At 56.5% G+C, this 16,918-nt stretch carries 18 protein-coding genes and 1 tRNA gene; 9 read left to right on the top strand and 10 right to left on the bottom strand.

All coding sequences use genetic code 11. The features are described 5' to 3' along the window. Positions 1–391 precede the first annotated feature (391 nt). The 4 genes from LAO21_14315 to LAO21_14300 all read right to left on the bottom strand — a co-directional run bounded on the left by LAO21_14315 (position 392) and on the right by LAO21_14300 (position 4,935). On the bottom strand, positions 392–2,488 hold the full coding sequence (locus LAO21_14315) for a hypothetical protein (protein ID MBZ5553893.1): 2,097 nt from the start codon (positions 2,486–2,488) through the stop codon (positions 392–394). 17 nt (positions 2,489–2,505) lie between these two features. Continuing rightward, on the bottom strand, positions 2,506–3,618 hold the full coding sequence (locus LAO21_14310) for a prepilin-type N-terminal cleavage/methylation domain-containing protein (protein ID MBZ5553892.1): 1,113 nt from the start codon (positions 3,616–3,618) through the stop codon (positions 2,506–2,508). A 67-nt stretch (positions 3,619–3,685) separates the two neighbouring features. Next, the gene (locus LAO21_14305) at positions 3,686–4,333 is read right to left on the bottom strand and encodes a hypothetical protein (GenBank protein MBZ5553891.1); all 648 of its coding nucleotides are present in this window, start codon (positions 4,331–4,333) and stop codon (positions 3,686–3,688) included. A gap of 14 nt (positions 4,334–4,347) precedes the next feature. Continuing rightward, the gene (locus LAO21_14300) at positions 4,348–4,935 is read right to left on the bottom strand and encodes a type II secretion system GspH family protein (GenBank protein ID MBZ5553890.1); all 588 of its coding nucleotides are present in this window, start codon (positions 4,933–4,935) and stop codon (positions 4,348–4,350) included. A gap of 642 nt (positions 4,936–5,577) precedes the next feature. On the opposite strand from LAO21_14300, the gene LAO21_14295 reads away from it, so the two are divergent. After that, the gene (locus LAO21_14295; GenBank protein MBZ5553889.1) at positions 5,578–7,590 is read left to right on the top strand and encodes a glycogen debranching enzyme N-terminal domain-containing protein; all 2,013 of its coding nucleotides are present in this window, start codon (positions 5,578–5,580) and stop codon (positions 7,588–7,590) included. A 70-nt stretch (positions 7,591–7,660) separates the two neighbouring features. Here the strand turns inward: LAO21_14295 and LAO21_14290 are convergent, their stop codons facing one another. Continuing rightward, the gene (locus LAO21_14290) at positions 7,661–7,831 is read right to left on the bottom strand and encodes a hypothetical protein (GenBank protein ID MBZ5553888.1); all 171 of its coding nucleotides are present in this window, start codon (positions 7,829–7,831) and stop codon (positions 7,661–7,663) included. A 240-nt stretch (positions 7,832–8,071) separates the two neighbouring features. Here LAO21_14290 and LAO21_14285 point away from each other — a divergent pair, with 240 nt between their 5' ends. Then, positions 8,072–8,800, top strand: a complete 729-nt coding sequence (locus LAO21_14285; GenBank protein MBZ5553887.1) for a hemerythrin domain-containing protein — start codon at positions 8,072–8,074, stop codon at positions 8,798–8,800. Positions 8,801–8,918: 118 nt separating this feature from the next. Here LAO21_14285 and LAO21_14280 read toward each other — a convergent pair whose 3' ends face one another. From LAO21_14280 to add, 5 genes are all read right to left on the bottom strand, one after another. Next, complete coding sequence (locus tag LAO21_14280) at positions 8,919–9,593, bottom strand: CPBP family intramembrane metalloprotease (protein ID MBZ5553886.1); 675 nt, start codon at positions 9,591–9,593, stop codon at positions 8,919–8,921. Positions 9,594–9,778: 185 nt separating this feature from the next. Beyond that, a tRNA-Ser gene (locus LAO21_14275) sits at positions 9,779–9,872 on the bottom strand. Between the two features lie 260 nt (positions 9,873–10,132). Continuing rightward, on the bottom strand, positions 10,133–10,468 hold the full coding sequence (locus LAO21_14270; GenBank protein MBZ5553885.1) for a DUF190 domain-containing protein: 336 nt from the start codon (positions 10,466–10,468) through the stop codon (positions 10,133–10,135). A gap of 15 nt (positions 10,469–10,483) precedes the next feature. After that, positions 10,484–10,858, bottom strand: a complete 375-nt coding sequence (gene crcB / locus LAO21_14265) for a fluoride efflux transporter CrcB (GenBank protein ID MBZ5553884.1) — start codon at positions 10,856–10,858, stop codon at positions 10,484–10,486. Between the two features lie 188 nt (positions 10,859–11,046). After that, positions 11,047–12,078 (bottom strand): adenosine deaminase, encoded by a 1,032-nt coding sequence (add, locus tag LAO21_14260; GenBank protein ID MBZ5553883.1) that lies wholly within the window; start codon positions 12,076–12,078, stop codon positions 11,047–11,049. A gap of 86 nt (positions 12,079–12,164) precedes the next feature. Between add and LAO21_14255 the strand changes: the two genes are divergently transcribed. The 7 genes from LAO21_14255 to LAO21_14225 all read left to right on the top strand — a co-directional run bounded on the left by LAO21_14255 (position 12,165) and on the right by LAO21_14225 (position 16,827). Further along, complete coding sequence (locus LAO21_14255) at positions 12,165–12,824, top strand: redox-sensing transcriptional repressor Rex (protein MBZ5553882.1); 660 nt, start codon at positions 12,165–12,167, stop codon at positions 12,822–12,824. Between the two features lie 109 nt (positions 12,825–12,933). Continuing rightward, positions 12,934–14,367: an NAD-dependent malic enzyme gene (locus LAO21_14250; protein MBZ5553881.1), complete on the top strand. Its 1,434-nt coding sequence runs from the start codon at positions 12,934–12,936 to the stop codon at positions 14,365–14,367. A 135-nt stretch (positions 14,368–14,502) separates the two neighbouring features. Next, positions 14,503–15,306 carry a class II aldolase/adducin family protein gene (locus LAO21_14245; protein MBZ5553880.1) on the top strand — a complete coding sequence of 268 codons (804 nt, stop codon included), beginning with the start codon at positions 14,503–14,505 and terminating at the stop codon, positions 15,304–15,306. 62 nt (positions 15,307–15,368) lie between these two features. Beyond that, a complete protein-coding gene (gene eutM / locus LAO21_14240) occupies positions 15,369–15,653 on the top strand; it encodes an ethanolamine utilization microcompartment protein EutM (protein MBZ5553879.1) in 285 nt (94 codons plus the stop codon). 143 nt (positions 15,654–15,796) lie between these two features. Further along, positions 15,797–16,066 carry a EutN/CcmL family microcompartment protein gene (locus tag LAO21_14235; protein ID MBZ5553878.1) on the top strand — a complete coding sequence of 90 codons (270 nt, stop codon included), beginning with the start codon at positions 15,797–15,799 and terminating at the stop codon, positions 16,064–16,066. Between the two features lie 151 nt (positions 16,067–16,217). Beyond that, positions 16,218–16,502: a EutN/CcmL family microcompartment protein gene (locus LAO21_14230; GenBank protein ID MBZ5553877.1), complete on the top strand. Its 285-nt coding sequence runs from the start codon at positions 16,218–16,220 to the stop codon at positions 16,500–16,502. 52 nt (positions 16,503–16,554) lie between these two features. After that, positions 16,555–16,827 carry a EutN/CcmL family microcompartment protein gene (locus LAO21_14225; GenBank protein MBZ5553876.1) on the top strand — a complete coding sequence of 91 codons (273 nt, stop codon included), beginning with the start codon at positions 16,555–16,557 and terminating at the stop codon, positions 16,825–16,827. Positions 16,828–16,918 lie beyond the last annotated feature (91 nt).

The raw sequence follows: 16,918 nt of genomic DNA, 5'->3' as shown, positions 1-16,918 counted from the left end.
ACCTTTCCACGGATCCATCCACCAGCGTGGTCTTTCTCACCCTGTTCCGAAATGCCCCCGCCACACAAACCGTGGCGAGGCTACCAAAGCTTACCCCTTCCACTAGCACAGCCATACCGGCTGGATTAAAGGCTGGGTTGAAAGAATATTCAAGCAAAAAAATATGGGGGACGGAATATAGGGGCGCACAGCCGTGCGCCCCGTTAAACCATGGATATTTCATAGACGCCGTGGCGGACGCCCCTACAGTTTCTTGGTTATTCGTGAGTGGGTTTCAGATCAACCAGGAAGGAAAAAAGTCGGGGCACCGGTCAGCTTCAGCCACATGCTCTGAGATCATGTTTTAAAAAGCATTCCCGGTGCCCCAAACTCTACTGCGGGCGAATTCCCCTCAATGGCCGGTTGGGCTAGCATTCGCGGCGGTAACTAGTCGCGAGGGAACGATGTAGCTCGTTGCTATGGCCTTAAAAGGATTGGGACTTACAGTAAACGCATAGGAATGGTTCGTTCCGTTTACTACGGCCCCACTGGTACTCGGGAAGAAGGGTGGGGCATAGGCGCTGCCCGCGTACCGTCGGTCAAACAAAACGTTGCGGACCGTGCCCGAATTTCCTAACGTCATGATGTTGTTCTGGATGCGTCCCCCTATGATATTGATGTTGTTGGCGTACGGACCATTATTCGGAACGGTGATTCCCCCGTTGCCGCCGTTACTCAGAGTCGCCATAGAAGCATCTACTTCGATATTGTGCGAGGGAATGCCACTGACGTCCAGAATGATGTTGCCGGTGGAAGTGTAAATTCCGAGGGCCTGGCCGTTGTCATTGCCAGGAATGAGGGTTCCGGGAGGGCTGTTGGGCGGCACGCCGTTTGCCACTTGGCCCTGCGTCGTTGTTACTGGCCGCGTGCTGTAAATCAGATCCCCCGTAATGGTGACATTCCCCGTGGCGGTGATGGTCATAGCGGCGTGGTCCGCCACTGCGGCCAGTCCGGGGCCTGGGCCGTGCAGACTGCTGATTACCCCGTTGACGTACAAGGATACCGATGCTGCAGGCTGGATCGCTGCAGGCCGACTCGGATTGACAGGATAGATATTGGTCGGCAACCCTCGAGACGTGATTGACCGGGTGCCGCTCGCAATCGTGCTGGAGAGGGGGGGATATCCGTTGATGGTGTTCGAAGTCAGGTTATAGGTCACCGTCGTGAGGGTCCCATTCTGATTAATCGTGTAAGACTGCAACCCGGGGGTCGTCGCATTCAAACTCATGTCGGTGACGTTTCCATTCACATAAATGCCGGCGCCCGTTGAATTGTAGGTAATGTGACCACGGCCATCGTCACTCGCCACTTGGACTGGAACATACACCCCATTTCCTCCACTATAGGCCGTACCGTTCGCATTCCTCAGGCTGCCACCGAGTTCTGCAGTCGTTGGAGCGGGAGGCGCCTGCAAAGGATTGTTGATGTCGATGCCGGCGCCATCAATCACCGCGCGTGACTGACTGTTGGAGTTTGCAGGTAATGGAACCGGCGCGACCCCGCGGGTGAAGCCGGACATAAACACCGGCGCAATCGTCTGTCCCCCGGAGGTCGCGGAATTCGCGTTGCGCTCCGCGCAGGAGCTGAAGTAATAGCATGCGTTCCTGCTGACACTGCTGACCTGATCGGTAAAAACGTAGTTCGGGTTCCCAGTTGAAAATCCCCATTCCTGATTCGTGTGGACGCGCCCGGTAATCGTGCCGTGCAGAAGTGTGGAACCACCGCTCGGATCGTATCTGTCAATAAACATCCCGTATCCCGCAAAGGAAAACAGAAGGTTGAAATACTCGGTGGCAGTGTCGATGACAACAACATTCAACTTGTAAACGATCGTTCCGGTTTCAATGACCGTGGTTGAAGCGGGTCCCCCTGCCGTTCCATTGGATGTGATCTGATAAGCAAGTGTGTAAGTGTCCTCAAAACTCGTAGGGGTAGCGGGAGGCGGTGGTGGCGGCATGTTTGTTTGCACACCGACACAATTGAGTGAGGTACGGGGTCGCACTCCATCGCTTCCTGTGTCAATTGCAAAGGCGGCTGTCGAATCACCATAACTTGAATACGCACCCAAAGGACTTGACGAGCCCCCTCCTGCACTTCCAAGCGCGGTATTCTTAATGCCTGACCAGAAATCAGCATTGCCGCAGTCGAAGGGGTGAGTCGAACCATCTGGCACGCTTGCCGGCGTCGCGTTCTTCAAGGCGTTTACCAAGGCCGTCCGCATCACGCTGACCCCCGCATCCGCGGCGTAGAAAGCGTTCTTGGAATTGCGCATGGTGCCACTGATGAACACGTCGCTGGAAGTGGTCAGCATGATGGAAAGTCCCAGAAGCATCGTCACACCCAGGAAGATGAGCGCCGTAATCAAGGCAACACCCCTTTTGTCCCTGCCCTTGGAATGCACACGACGCCTCAGGTTTCGAAGTCGGCGGGAGATCGTTTCCTGCTTCATAATGACACCTCAATTCGTCAGTTGACCTTGTTGCGGAGCGCAACCAAAGTGGTTAAGGAATTCAGCCGATACGTCTTGGTCGGATCAATGTCGCTTTGATACCGGTCGATCCGATCGCTTGCCGTTCTTCCAGCGATAGTCACTTCCAACGCCTCAATCAATGAAAAATCTCTATGGACAGGAACGGGATTGGGGGTCCCCGGTATAGTATAAGTATCCGGATTACTCTGCATCAGCGTCCCCACCTTGGCCCTCTGCGAGAAACTAAGAATATTCGATACTAATTGGAGGGTCGAGTCCCCCGCCGAGGTCCTTGTAGTCCTTTGCAGCACAGGACGGAGCGGATCCGTCGTATCCACCGAATAAATCACCGGAGGCGCCAGCTTCACAACCATGGCGCCGCATCGAAACTGGGTGCCCAAATGAGAAAACACGGTCAATCCGGAATCTATGGTCCGCTGATCGTTAGTCCCGACCTTGGTAAATTGGACCCTCGCCCCAGCTCCCGCCGTGACAGCATTATCAGTCAGGGTGACCGGTGCGATCTGCCCATAGTTGACCAGGTCGTTGGTATCGGTGTTCACGATGACAACATAAGTGCCGGATGGAAGCAGAGCGGCGGTCTCAGCCGCGGTCTTCCCCGGCGCTGGATTGAGGTACAAGGTGCCGATGTTGTCGATGCGGAATGGCGCGCCCGGATCGCTTCCATCCGAGGTAGTCAGAGTGAGGGGGGGAAGATAATTATTGACGTCGGTCTCCTTGTAACCTTGATAAATGGTGATGGAATCGAAATTGCCATTATCGTTCTTCTTGACAATCACGGGAGTCGGGAACCTTTGGGAGCCTCCCAGGGAGAGATTGGCGCCGGCGTTCATCAGATCGGCAGTAACCATCTCCAGCCCGGAGCGCAGCCCCAGGTTCAACTCGGTGACCTCCTGCTGCAACTTGTAAACGACCGCGTGTTTGTTGAAGAGCGAGAACACCATTCCGCCCAGGACCACCATGAGGATGATCCCGATCAACATTTCTAAAAGGGTAAAGCCGGCGCCACCGCGCCTTCGCTTCTTGCATGGGAAGGGCACCTGGTGGTTGGATTGAACGCTTGAGGCCATCAAATCATTAAGCATCATGACTCACTCACTTTTCATGAAAGACATGAACCGGGCGATGCATCCGCCACAAACCAGCGCTGTCGTTCTAATGGATGCTTGTCATCTGGATCACTTGACGAAAATTGTTCAGCGTCCCTGGAGGATCAGCCTCCGACAATTTGTTGGTCTTGACGGCAACCTCGACGGTGATCTTCGTCGCCCCGACGATGGGGTGATCGGTCTCAATCAGCCATCGTCGCCGATAGCTCACCTGATCAGGCTCGTTCCCTTGGACGGGCCCGGTCGTTGTCCCGTCGAGCGAAGTAGTCACCGAGGAATAGGTGCCCGCATCTTCGGGTCCAGCCGTCCGGGTAATGGATCCATCCCGCTGGTCGACATAAACAGCGTCAAAATATGCAACCTGGTGGGTACCGGTTCCATCGTCGACATTGGCGGTCGTGTCTTCAGTCAGCGATCCCCCTGACTGCGCGTGCACATCATTGACGTCATACGCGCGAAGCTCTTCCAGCTTTTCAGATGCCAGCTGCGTGAGCGTGGTCAGCCGATTGGAGGACCGGTTCACCACGATGCTGGTGGCTATGAGATTGATCATCGCGATGAAACCAAAAAGCAGCACGAACAGCGCAATCATCAACTCAAGAATAGAGAAGCCGCGCTCTGCTCGGCCCCGGACAGACCCCCGGTTATCCGCGCGGGCATCGGGAGAAGCACCATTTGACAAATATGAGTTCATAGGGATGTCCCAATCTATTGGTTCTGCACGATACGCACGCGCCCCAGCAGGGAGACGAAAACCGTGTAGTTTTTCCCCGTCTTGGCGTTCGACATCGTCAGGGAAGGCTCACCTTGTGGGCTGAGATCAAACCCCGTGCTGTTCACAGTGCCACTGAAGTCGCACAGCAGTTCCCCTGCCTTATCAAGCGTCACGCCTCTCGACAAAACGACAGGACCGCCGCGATTTTGAAAAACGGCCGCGTGAGTGGGATTTTGAGGATCGACCGCTTCATCCCTCTGAATCTGCATCTGAGGGATCGGATCCGCTGTGGGGACATTGTTCTTGAATATGATTTTATACTGCCGGCCATGCGCAATGGCGTTGTACCGGGCCGTCTGAATGGTGGTTTGGACAACCCGAATGTCACCCTGTAGGTTGAAATTCTCACGCATTTGAATCAATCGCGGAAATGCAACGGAAACCACCGTGAGTATTAAGGAAGCGACGATGACCATTTCCAGCATCGTAAATCCGTGATTCGCGTGCCTTCGGCGGAGACCCCGCCGTGCCCCGGAACGCCCGCCAGCCCTGGCATTGATCCCCCCGACCGAATGTTTCATGGGAAAACCGCCTCCGTTCTTCATTTCTTTGCCCGCCTCTCCTTGCAGACAGAATCCGACTAAACCGGCAAGATATAGTTTCGAATACGAATGTCACAAAAACGTGTCACACCGAATCAAACCTGTGCTGCTGTCTGTGCGTTTTTTGTTCATTCCAGATCTGCGAAGAAGACAAAGGGGCCATAATCGTTCACCGTGGCACTTATAACAGTAGCGCAGTCCACGGCGAAGACTGTGACGTCGATCACAAATCTGTTTGAAACCGGACCGCCGGAAATTACGAACCCCCCGCGGTGTTGTTGCGAAGTGAAGACGCCCCTCCCACTCTCGAAGGTCTCAGGCTCGAATCCTTGAACTGCGGGGACGGAAGCAGGTCAACCGAGGGATTCAACCGTTACTGAACCGAGTGAATCCTGAATTCATGGACGGGTTCGCGGGTTTAAAGTAGAATGAGCTCTTTCCAGGACAGCGTCCTTTCGCCTCCATGACCAGGACGAGAAAAGCTTCGCCAGTCTACCATAAAGGATGAACAATTCATCCTGAAATCTCCCGAAACCGGAGGTGGCGGACCTGCGCCTGCCGCGTGCTTCACCACCGGCATTTTCACGGACTCATAAACGCTCTTTTACTTGGATGGAAATCATGATCGAATTCGACCAAAACTCATGCTCCAATCTGGCCCGGTCGCAACGCCGCGAATGGCTGGAGACCAATGGCTTGGGCGGATTTGCCTGCTCCACCCTGTGCGGCATGAATACCCGGCGCTATCATGGGCTGCTCGTGACCCCCCTGGAACCGCCCGTCAAACGGTTTGTCCTGCTCTCTAAGTTCGAAGAGACGTTGGTGCTCGACGGCGCCCGGATCGATTTGAGTTCCAACCAGTTTCCGGGAGCCGTCCATCCCCAGGGCTATCAATTCCTGGTCCGTTTTGAAAAGCAGTTCTTCCCCGTTTCCACCTTCCGCGTGGGCGACTGGCAGATCCAGAAGACTGTTTTCATGGTTCACGGACACAATGCCACCTGTCTCGAATACGTCTTCAAGGGGCCTCCGGAAGCAGAGGCCCACATTGACATTCGCCCGCTTCTCGCTTATCGGGACTATCATTCTCTGACCCGCGAAAACAGTGACCTCCGTCGGGACACGGATATCGGCGAGCATCATGCGAAATTCTCGCCCTACCCCGGGCTTCCTCCTCTGGTGATACGCCATACCGCGGATTTCTTTTTTCGGGACGGCTACTGGTACAAGAACTTCGAGTACCTCCGGGAACAGGAGCGCGGCCTCGACTTTTCCGAGGATCTATTCAGCCCCGGATACTTCCGGGCCATCGCGAAGAATGGGACGTATCTCTGGGTTTTCGCCAGCGCGGAAGAATGGACTGACCTGACCCGGGACGCCGAACTTCAACGCTTCGCGGTGATTAAACAGCGTGAATTGGAAAGGCGTCAGGCGCTGGTGAAGGGAATCAAGTCGACGGAGCCGACGTCTTTTTACTTGCGTCTGGCTGCGGATCAATTTCTGGTACGGCGGGGAAAGGACTCCCAAACCGTCATCGCCGGCTATCCCTGGTTTACGGATTGGGGACGAGACACCATGATTTCAATCCCGGGCCTTCTCTTTGTGGCGAACAATTATCCTGCGGCCCGGGAGATTCTAGACACCTTCGTTCGTTCCATGCGAGACGGATTGATCCCCAACCGGTTTGTGGATCATCCCAAGGCGGGGGAAGAAACCGAATACAACACGGCAGATGCGACGCTCTGGCTCTTCCATCTGGTGTATGAACTGGCCCGGCGGACCGATGATGTGAAAATCGTCAAACAGAATTTCTATGAGCCGCTGATCGAGAGCTTCGAGTGTCATCGTCGGGGAACGCGCTTCGGCATCCACATGTCGGACGACGCCCTGCTTTCGGCGGGAAGGGAATCCGTTCAACTCACCTGGATGGACGCCCGGATTGGAGATCAAGCCGTTACTCCGCGGCACGGGAAGGCCGTGGAAATCTGCGCGCTGTGGTGTAACGCCCTGAAGGTGCTTGAATTTTTCGCGAAGAAATTGGGCGATCGTGCACGGGCCAAGGAATTCACCTCCCTCGCCCGCCAAGCCCAGGAAAGCTTCAACAGGGTCTTTTGGAATCGTCCCGCGGGATATCTGAATGACGTCGTCAATGATGGCGGCGTCGATACTTCCCTCCGGCCCAATCAGTTATTCGCCCTGACACTTCCCTTCTCCCCCCTGGAGAGGAAGTATCGCAAACCCGTCGTGGCGGTTGTCACAGAGCATCTGTTAACTCCGTTCGGCCTTCGCACCCTGGCAAAAAGTGACCCGCACTATCGCGGGCTGTACCAGGGGAATGCTTACGATCGCGATGGTTCCTACCACCAGGGCACAGTCTGGCCTTGGCTGCTGGGGCCTTACGCCACAGCCTATTTAAACGCTCATACGCGCACGGCCCGGAATAAGAAGCACGTGCGAAGCCTTCTTGAATCTCTGATTCAATATATGCTGAATGACGGGGTCGGTCAGCTTCCAGAACTTTTTGACGGCGATGTCCCCAAGAATGAAGAGGGCTCCCCGCAGCCCCCGGGGAAGGGGTGCTTTGCCCAAGCCTGGAGCGTGGCCGAGGTCCATCGCGTCTTGATGGAAGAAGTGTAGCGTGGGGCAGACGTCCTCGTCTGCCCTGAAGTTCCCCTCAACAAAGAGAGTTGGGGACAGACATCTTCTCCTAAGAAATTTCGCAGGACGGATCCAAAACAGGTGTCTGTCCCCTCGTGTCCAACTCGGCCTTGGGACGCAGGATGCGGCCTTTGAGTGGCTGGATCGCGCCGGTGGCGCAGTCAGCTTCGGCGTTCACTGGCTGAAAATCGATCCTATCCGGGATTCTCTGAGACCACATGTCCGCTTCTCCCATCTCTTAAAAAAAATCAACCTCCAGGATTGACCCCGAACCACGAGGCATCATCTAATGATGGTGATGAATCGAGCGATCACCGCAAAACCTCTGTGGGAAGTCAACGACGAAACCCTTCTCCCACGAAAATTCGTATGGATGGCGCGAAGGCAGGCGTCTGTCCCTCTTGTCCGGGCGTGTGCTGGCTTTAGCGGATGCTCACGTCCTTGAAAAGGAGAAAACGCAATGAAACGACCTCATGAACGGCGGGAATTCTTGTTGGATGCCGGGCTGCTCGTCGCCGGAACAGCGATCTTGCCGGCTTATGTGTCAACTGCACAACAGGTGCCGGCGGAAAAGGATCCCAAGAAACCTCCTGAGGACCCGGCCGAGGACGTGTCCCCGCCCGAGGATTTGATGAGGGAGCACGGCGTCCTAAATCGAGTTCTCTTAATCTACGGGGAGATTCTCCAGCGCTTGAACAACGGAAGAGACTTCCCGGTGGAAGTTCTCACAGGCGCCGCGGGGATCATCCGGAATTTTATCGAAGATTATCACGAGAAGCTGGAGGAGGATCATCTCTTCCCCCGGTTTGAAAAGGCCGGAAAGCTGGTGGACCTGGTCCATGTGCTACGCCGGCAGCATCAGGCGGGGCGGCGCCTGACCTCCTCAATTCAAGCTCGTGCCAGCGCTTCAACCCTCAGCAACGCTGCGGAACGAAAGGCGTTGGCGGCGGATCTGAATCTTTTCGTCCGCATGTACCGGCCTCACGAAGCACGGGAAGACACCATCCTGTTCCCGGCCATTCGATCCATCGTCTCCGCACAGGAATTCGACGTGATGGGAGACCAGTTCGAGGACAAGGAACATGCGCTCTTTGGGAAGGCTGGATTCGAGGGCGTCGTCGAACGTGTGGCCGGGCTTGAAAAGACCCTGGGTATTTACGAGCTGGCTCAATTCACTCCCAAGGTGTGAAGAGGGACTGCGATCAACGTAATGCGGGTGATTGAAAGATACTGGAAACTATTCCGCTGAGGGTGCATACCCTCCTGAATGGATGTCCCCGATTGTCCGACGGGAGGATCCGCCCGCCCTATGCATTGAAGAAGTTGTTCAAGAAGTGCGTCCAGGTACTGCCGGCGACCGACTTGCTTTTGTGGGCTACAAACCCAAATACCCAGCCCAGAAAAAGGATTCCGAGTCCTCCACCGACGGGGCGAGTGAGCATGTGAAGCAATCGGCCCTGAAAATACCAGCCGGGAAGGTGTGAGCCGAGAAACAGGAAAGCCGTGACGGAATTCGCGATCGCAAAACGGTGTCGTCGCATCAAATTTCCCAGGATCGCCCCGCGAAAGGTGATTTCTTCAATAATCGGCGCCACGCACACCCCGCTGAGGAACGGCCAGTTCAAGACAGGATGGAACAATGGCTGGTGAGTGACCGATCTTTGTATCCATACGACCGCTCCCAGGCAAAGTCCAACCCCCGTGCCCCACAGGAGAGCTGATTGGAGTCGCCGAAGTCCCACGACCTCGCCTAACGGGCGGCCTGACAGCCGAATCAGGATGAGGGCGGGAAATATCCACAGCAGCAACTTCATTACAAACCAGTAGCCGAATTGCCCCCCGCTGGTGGTTATCCAGCCGGAACGACGCTCCAGGGCCCGTTCCAGCAGCCATGCCAAAACCCAGGCCACATACAAGAAGACGACATACAAGTACGTCCACGCAATAACGGCAGGTGAGTGACGGAGTCGGTCCGGTTGCATTGATCTGTCCTGATTGCCGCGGGATCGGGATGGACTTTGTCCCACCGGGCTTAGTTACATTCCGGGCACAGGTCCCATCCGCCACCACTCCCAGGCTTTGGCTGGCACCGAATATCGAATAGAGGTGTTCTTTTCAGAATGGAAGAACGCGTGGCAACGGGTCCAAATGCAACGTGGCATGCAAATGGCGGAGAGGGAGGGATTCGAACCCTCGTAGGAGGTTTTAGCCCCCTAAACTGCTTAGCAGGCAGCCCCAATCGGCCTCTCTGGCACCTCTCCGGCGCAAGCAAATAGGTGACGTCGCCGCAGGCCCTGCACGACGCCACAGGGGATAGAATTATAATACGGATTCTACGCCGCGGGAAGAAAATCGAGAGAAAGGCCAAGCTCTGCCCTTGGAGCACACGCTTCAACAGCACCCCGATGAATCGGGGTGCTGCTAAGATTGCGATGGCCCACGATTGGGCTGAAGAAAGCAGAGAGCCACAACGGGATCGGTCATTCAATGCAAAGGTCCCGGCCAATGACCACAAGCCTCTTTAAACATTGTGCCGGTAAGCGATGACACGAACCTTTTCCAGCGTGACCAATCCCTCACCAATCATCGGGTCCAGAGCAGCCAACAGGTCAGTTATCTTCGCGGACTCATCCACGATTTCGATGACCACGGGAAGATCCTCGGACAGCCGCAGTATTTTGGCTGTGTGGAGGCGACTATTGGCTCCAAAACCCAGAACCCCTCGCAGGACGGTGGCACCGGCCATTTTTCTCTTTTTCGCCTCTTCGACGATGACCTCGTAGAGCGGCCGACCCCCAAACTTGTCGCTCTCACCAATGAAGACTCTGAGTAACTCTGCTTCTGCCGGCAATTTCATGCCCAGCCACCCCCTCTAAAAGATTCTTCCCAAGAACAACCCCAGGAAGAACAAAACCAATCCCAAGACGTTTTGCCCCACCAGATTGAGAATGGCCATTTGCCACTGGGTATCCCTGAAAAGTTCAGCGGTTTCGAAAACGAAACTCGAGAAGGTGGTGAACGCGCCAAGAAATCCGATCAGCAGAACGGCCCGCCACTCCGGTCTCATTAAGAACCGCTCCTCGGCAATTGCCCAAATCAGCCCAAACGCAAAACAACCCACCGAATTTACGACCAGAGTTCCCCAGGGGAACTCACCTCCGAAGACGCGTTGAGCCCAACCTTGAAGGATGTATCGAGCCAGGGTTCCGCAAGCACCCGCACACGCCAGGAAAGCAATCTTGTGCATCGGCGTAAACACCTTTCTACAATGTTCAGGAGTCATCAGCCGGAGAGGCGGTTATGGGGGAACTCCATCCCCTTTCAAATGCTCCAAACATCCTATTTCCAAGGATGGGAGATGTCAATTTCTTCCTTCCTGCTGATTCCAGCTGATTCCAGGTCGGCCCGGGATGCGGGAGGTTGGCCTTCTCTGCCCTATGGAGCATCCTCCAGTCCGCGAAGTTGTTCCTCGAACAGGCGTTGGACCTCTGCCTTCTCGGACGGATTCGCAAAGCATCCCTCGAGGGCGTTGCGGTTCAACTGGATGAAGTCCCGGCGAGCCAGCTGGAAATGAGCGGCCGCTTGGCGGTATTCGCGCAGGAGATCGGTGTGAAACAGCGCAGGGTCATCCGTGTTCAAAGTGACCCGCAGACCGCGGTCATAGAACATCCGCAGGGGGTGATCCGCGATCCTTTGGATCGCGCCCGTGCACAGATTCGAGGTGGGGGCACACTCCAGGGGAATGGATTGTTCCTTCAATTGATTCATCAGGCGCTCATCCAGCCGGGCGGCGATGCCATGGCCGATTCTCTCCGCGCCCAACACCTCGATCGCCTCCCAAATCGATTGCGGGCCGCCCACTTCACCCGCATGAATGGTGACATGTAAACCTTGACGCCGCGCTTCATCAAAAACATGCTTGAATTCCTGGGCCGGAACAGAATTCTCGTCTCCTCCCATGCCGACCCCGACAATACTCTCAAGCCCTCTCTTCCGGCTACGGGCCGCCGCTTCGACCACGCGCTCGGCGAACTCAACGCCGAACTGTCGTGTGACATCGAGGATCCAGTTCACATGCATGCCCGACTGCTCCCCCTCTTCTCTTGAAGCGGCAGTGATGGCGTTGACCACCGCATCCAGATCCTTCTTCTGCTTAAGCACGACCCCCGCCGAAAGGAAGATCTCGGCATAGATCACCTGCATGCGGTACAGCCGTTCGACGAGTTGCGAGGCGATCCACCCATAATCCGCCGGCGTGGTCAAATGTTCGGTTATGAATTTAAATGACCCCAGGAAGCCCGCAAAATCTCCATAGCGATACTTCTCCTCAAAGGCATTGAGGGGCCACGATTCATCCGGCAGATGGTTTCTCCGCGCCAATGTCTGCATATCGGAGGGTTCCACCGAGCCTTCCAGATGCAGATGAATTTCCAATTTGGGCAGCTGGTCGAGCCCTGAAATTCCCATGAAAAGACCTGTCCGCACTTTTTATTGACACCAAATTCCCCTATGCTAAACTACTTGGGAAAATAATTACAACCGAACCGTCATCCATGAAATCCGAAAAGATCTCCGAACTCACCACCAAACGCCTTTCCGTCTACCTGCGGTGTTTGCAGTCTCTCGACCGGAGCGGGGTCCAGACCATCTCCTCGCGGGCGCTGGCGGAACAATTCCACCTGAACTCGGCTCAAATTCGAAAGGACCTCGCCTATTTCGGTGAATTCGGGGTCCGGGGTGTGGGATACCAGGTGGGTCACCTGGCGCAACACCTGACCAAAATACTCGGCTTGAACCAGGAGCATCGCGTCATCATCTGCGGAGCGGGAAATCTGGGCCGCGCCCTGTGTGACTATGCCGGATTCAACACCGAGGGCTTCAGGATCGTGGCACTGTTTGACCAGGACCCCAAGAAGATCGGGACGACCTCGAGGTCCGGCGTGCCGGTTTATGACATCAAGAGACTCAAGCAGATTGTCCGGCGGGAGGGGGTCGACATCGTCGTGGTCACGGTGCCCGCCGATGCCGCTCAAAAAGTGGTCGACCTCGTGTGCGATACGGGTGTGAAGGCGATCTTGAATTTCGCCCCCGTCCGGCTGCGCGTCAGCACCAGCGTGAAGTTGAAGACGGTGGACCTGAAGGTGTCCCTTGAAAGCTTGTCGTATTACTTGAGCAATCCCTCGCTTCCTGCCGCCGTGAATCCTACCGAATGATTCTTAAATTGCGCCAGCGCGGGTCGTGAGATGATTTCACAACGCCCGGGAGATTGGTTGTCCGATCATTTTTTCCAAAGTGAAAGAATCCATCGGTGAAAGGGTTCTCATGCACACCGTACCGACTGCCAGCAACAGCATCACCCTCCGCGTGAACATCAACAACCGCCCGGGCATGTTGGGTCGCGTGACTTCGGTCATCGGCCGCACGGGAGGCGACATCGGGGCCATCGATTTAGTGGAAGTGACCTCGGAATTCACCGTCCGCGACATAACGGTGAACGTGCGTGATGAAAAGCATGGCGAACAGATCGTGAAGGGACTGGCGCATCTCAAGGATGTGGAGCTTGTCAATGTCAGCGATTTGACCTTCCTGATGCACCTCGGGGGCAAGATCGAGGTGACTTCAAAATTCGCATTGAAGACCCGCGCCGACCTGTCTCGGGCCTATACGCCCGGAGTTGCCCGGGTGTGCCTGGCGATCGCCGAAGACAAGTCCAAGGTTCATTCCCTGACCATCAAGAAGAACACGGTGGCGGTGGTGACCGATGGATCAGCCATCCTCGGCCTCGGAAATCTCGGACCGGAGGCTTCCCTGCCGGTGATGGAGGGGAAGGCGATGCTCTTCAAGGAATTTGGCGGCGTGGATGCCTTTCCCATCGCCCTGGCAACGCAGGATACGGAACAGATCATCGCGGCCTGCAAGGCCATCGCCCCGGTGTTTGGCGGCATCAACCTGGAGGACATCTCCGCGCCGCGTTGTTTCGAGGTGGAGGAGCGCCTCAAGAAGGAACTCGATATCCCGGTCATGCACGACGATCAACATGGGACTGCGGTGGTCGTGCTGGCCGCCCTCATCAATTCCTTGCGGATCGTCAAAAAGAAGCCTGAAAAATTGAAGGTGGTCGTTTCGGGGGTCGGCGCCGCGGGCGTCGCCTGTACAAAGATTCTGATGGCTTACGGCGTGAAGCACTTCATCGGGTGCGACCGGGAAGGAGCCATCTACAAGGGTCGCACTGAAAATATGAATGTCGCCAAACACTGGTATGCCGAACACACCAACCACGAGGGTTTCAAGGGAAGCCTGGAGGACGCGCTCAAAGACTGCGATGTTTTCCTCGGCCTCTCCGGTCCGGGGACGGTGAAACCCAAATGGTTGAAGCGGATGGCGAAGAATGCCATTGTGTTCGCGATGGCCAACCCGACGCCGGAAATCATGCCGGAAGAAGCGGCGCCCTATGTTCGCATCATGGCCACGGGCCGCAGCGATTATCCCAACCAGATCAACAATGTGTTGGCCTTCCCGGGGATCTTCCGGGGCGCCCTCGATTGCCGTTCCCGGGAAATCAATGAGGCCATGAAGCTCGCAGCGGCCGAGGCCATTGCCTCCATCATCAGCCCCTCGGAACTCCACGAGGACTATGTGATCCCTTCGGTGTTCGACGCCCGCGTATCCAAGGCCGTTGCCCAGGGGGTGATCAAGGCCGCCCAGAAGACCGGCGTCGCCCGCAAGCGCGGCCGCGATTTGAAGGACGCGGGCTAGTTTTCGACCCTCAGTCTTTTCATCGAGGCTTTAAGTAACCGGCGCAGTATTTCAAAAACATGATCCGGAGGTTCCCCAAGCAGGGCGACCGGGCTGGCTGCCCCTGAGGCAACGAGGGACTGACCCAGGTTTTCCATGACGCAATTCGAGTTCAAGACTGAAACAGAAGCGGCTCGGGCGATCCTCGAGATCGGGCGCCGGGTGTGGGAGAAGGGGTATGTGGCCGCCAGCGATGGGAACATTTCCGTGCGGTTTAACGCCGAGGAGATAATCGCCACGCCTTCGGGGCGCTCCAAGGGCTTCATGGAAATCGACGAGATCGTCAGGACCGACCTGCGGGGCCACAAGATCTCGGGCAAGGGCAAGCCGTCCACCGAACTCCCCATGCATCTGCTGATTTACCGCCTGCGGCCGGACATTCATGCCGTTGTGCACTGTCATCCGCCGGTCGCCACCGGGTTCGCTGCCGCAGGGATGGCACTCGACCGGGCATTATGCTCCGAGATCATCCTGTCGCTCGGCTGTGTCCCCCTGGCGGCCTATGGGACTCCCGCCACCGAGGATATTACGAAACCCCTGGAGCCGCTGATCCCCAGTTACGATGCCATCCTCATGGCGAACCACGGGGTGGTCTGTTATGGCGCCTCGCTCAATGAGGCCTATTTCAGGACGGAAACGGTGGAACATTTTGCCCGCATCAACCTGGTCGTGAAAATATTGGGGCGTGAAAACTTGCTTTCACGCGAGGAAGTAGATAAACTTTTCGCGCGACGAGGTTCTGTCTACGGTATCCAATCACCAACGCAGTTCGTTCCCGGATGCCCGGTGGTCGCTGAGACAGCCAGCCCTTCCGAGGCCGGGAGCGAAAGAGAAATCATCTCCGTTACCAAATCGGAACTCATCGACCTGATCCAGCAGGTTCTCGCACAACGCAAGTAAGGATTCAGGCGCACCACTATTCCAAACAGAGACATTCGTCGGGAAAATTTTAGGAGGAGTTCATGGGTGAAGCATTGGGAATGATTGAAACACGGGGGCTCGTTGCCATGATCGAAGCCAGTGACGCCATGGTCAAGGCCGCAAAAGTCACGCTGGTGGGATGGGAAAAAATTGGCTCGGGCTACGTCACCGCTATTGTGCGGGGCGATGTGGCTGCGGTGAAGGCCGCCACCGACGCGGGCGCTGCTGCCGCACGGCGCGTGGGGGAACTGATCAGCGTGCACGTCATTCCGCGCCCACACTCGAACCTGGAAGACGTTCTGCCCATCGGCAAGGCGGCCAAGTAGATCGTCTTTCCGACTCGGGAGGCGGCTGGACGGGGTGGCGGCCTTGCGTCGAACACGCACTGCCTGGACCTCAGGCCTTTTCCCCGCGGCACCCCCCGGGGTTTCGTCAACTCGCCGGCATACGGGCGAGACGAGAGGAATTCATGCTCCTGGGACGTGTAGTCGGTACCATCGTCGCCACCCGCAAGGACCCGCGACTGGAAGGCAAGAAGCTGCTGATTGTTAAACCCATCGATGCCGCGACCGGCAAGGATGAGGGCAACTTTGTGGTTTCGGTCGACACCGTGCAGGCAGGATTCAAAGAAAAGGTGCTGATCGTGGCGGGAAGTTCTGCGCGCAATGCTTCCGGGTGCAAGGACTGCCCTGTTGATTCTGCGATCATCGGAATCGTTGACCAGGTGGAAATACATTGAGCAGGGTCATCGCGGCAACCCTGATCCTGCAGGCTCCCTTTCCAACCCAAGGTACTCCACGGATTGATCCGAGCGCGTGAGTCAGCGCGCACGGTGGCCTCGATGGAGCCCTTCTGCCGGGTTGAATGATTCAGTCGGGATTGAAGCCAGGATGCAGCTCGCACGAGTCATTGGAAATGTGGTTTGTACCGTCAAGAATCCCTCCATGGAGGGCTTGAAGCTCCTCGTGCTGCAACCGATCACCCGGGAAGGGAAGGACCGCGGCCGTCCCCTGGTGGCGGTGGATTCCATCGGGGCGGGGTTTGGCGAGGTGGTCTATTGGTGCCGGGGTAAGGAAGCCTCGCTGGCCTTCCCCCGCGATGTGCCGACCGAATGCACCGTGATTGCGATTGTGGATCGCATCGAAACACCTGAGAAGAGTATCCAGTATCTGTAAAGCGATCTGTCGAGGCGGATCGCGCCACACGACGAATTCGCGGGAGTTGCTCATGATCGTCGGCCGGGTAATCGGGGACGTCATCGCTACCCAGAAGTCGCACAGCCATGAGGGGCGAAAGGTCCTCATGGTGCAGCCCCTCAACCTGGACGGCACGGACCGGGGGGAAGTGGTCCTGGCGCTGGATGCGGTGGATGCGGGAATTGGGGAACGGGTTCTTGTGGTGCAGGAAGGATGGAGTGCGATGACCGCTGCCGGCCGGCCGGGTTCTCCCATCGATATGACCGTCGTCGGGATCATCGATCAGATTGACCTCTCTGAATAGCCCGGCCGATGGGCAGGCACGATCCTCCCTGTCCTTGTTCGAGCCCTGAAAACGCCTTCCCTCCGCCCTCTTCGACACGCAACCGCCCGTC

The organism is Terriglobia bacterium (assembly GCA_020073085.1).
GTDB lineage: Bacteria > Acidobacteriota > Terriglobia > JAIQFV01 > JAIQFV01 > JAIQFV01.
This window is presented reverse-complemented; position numbering and strand designations above follow the sequence as displayed.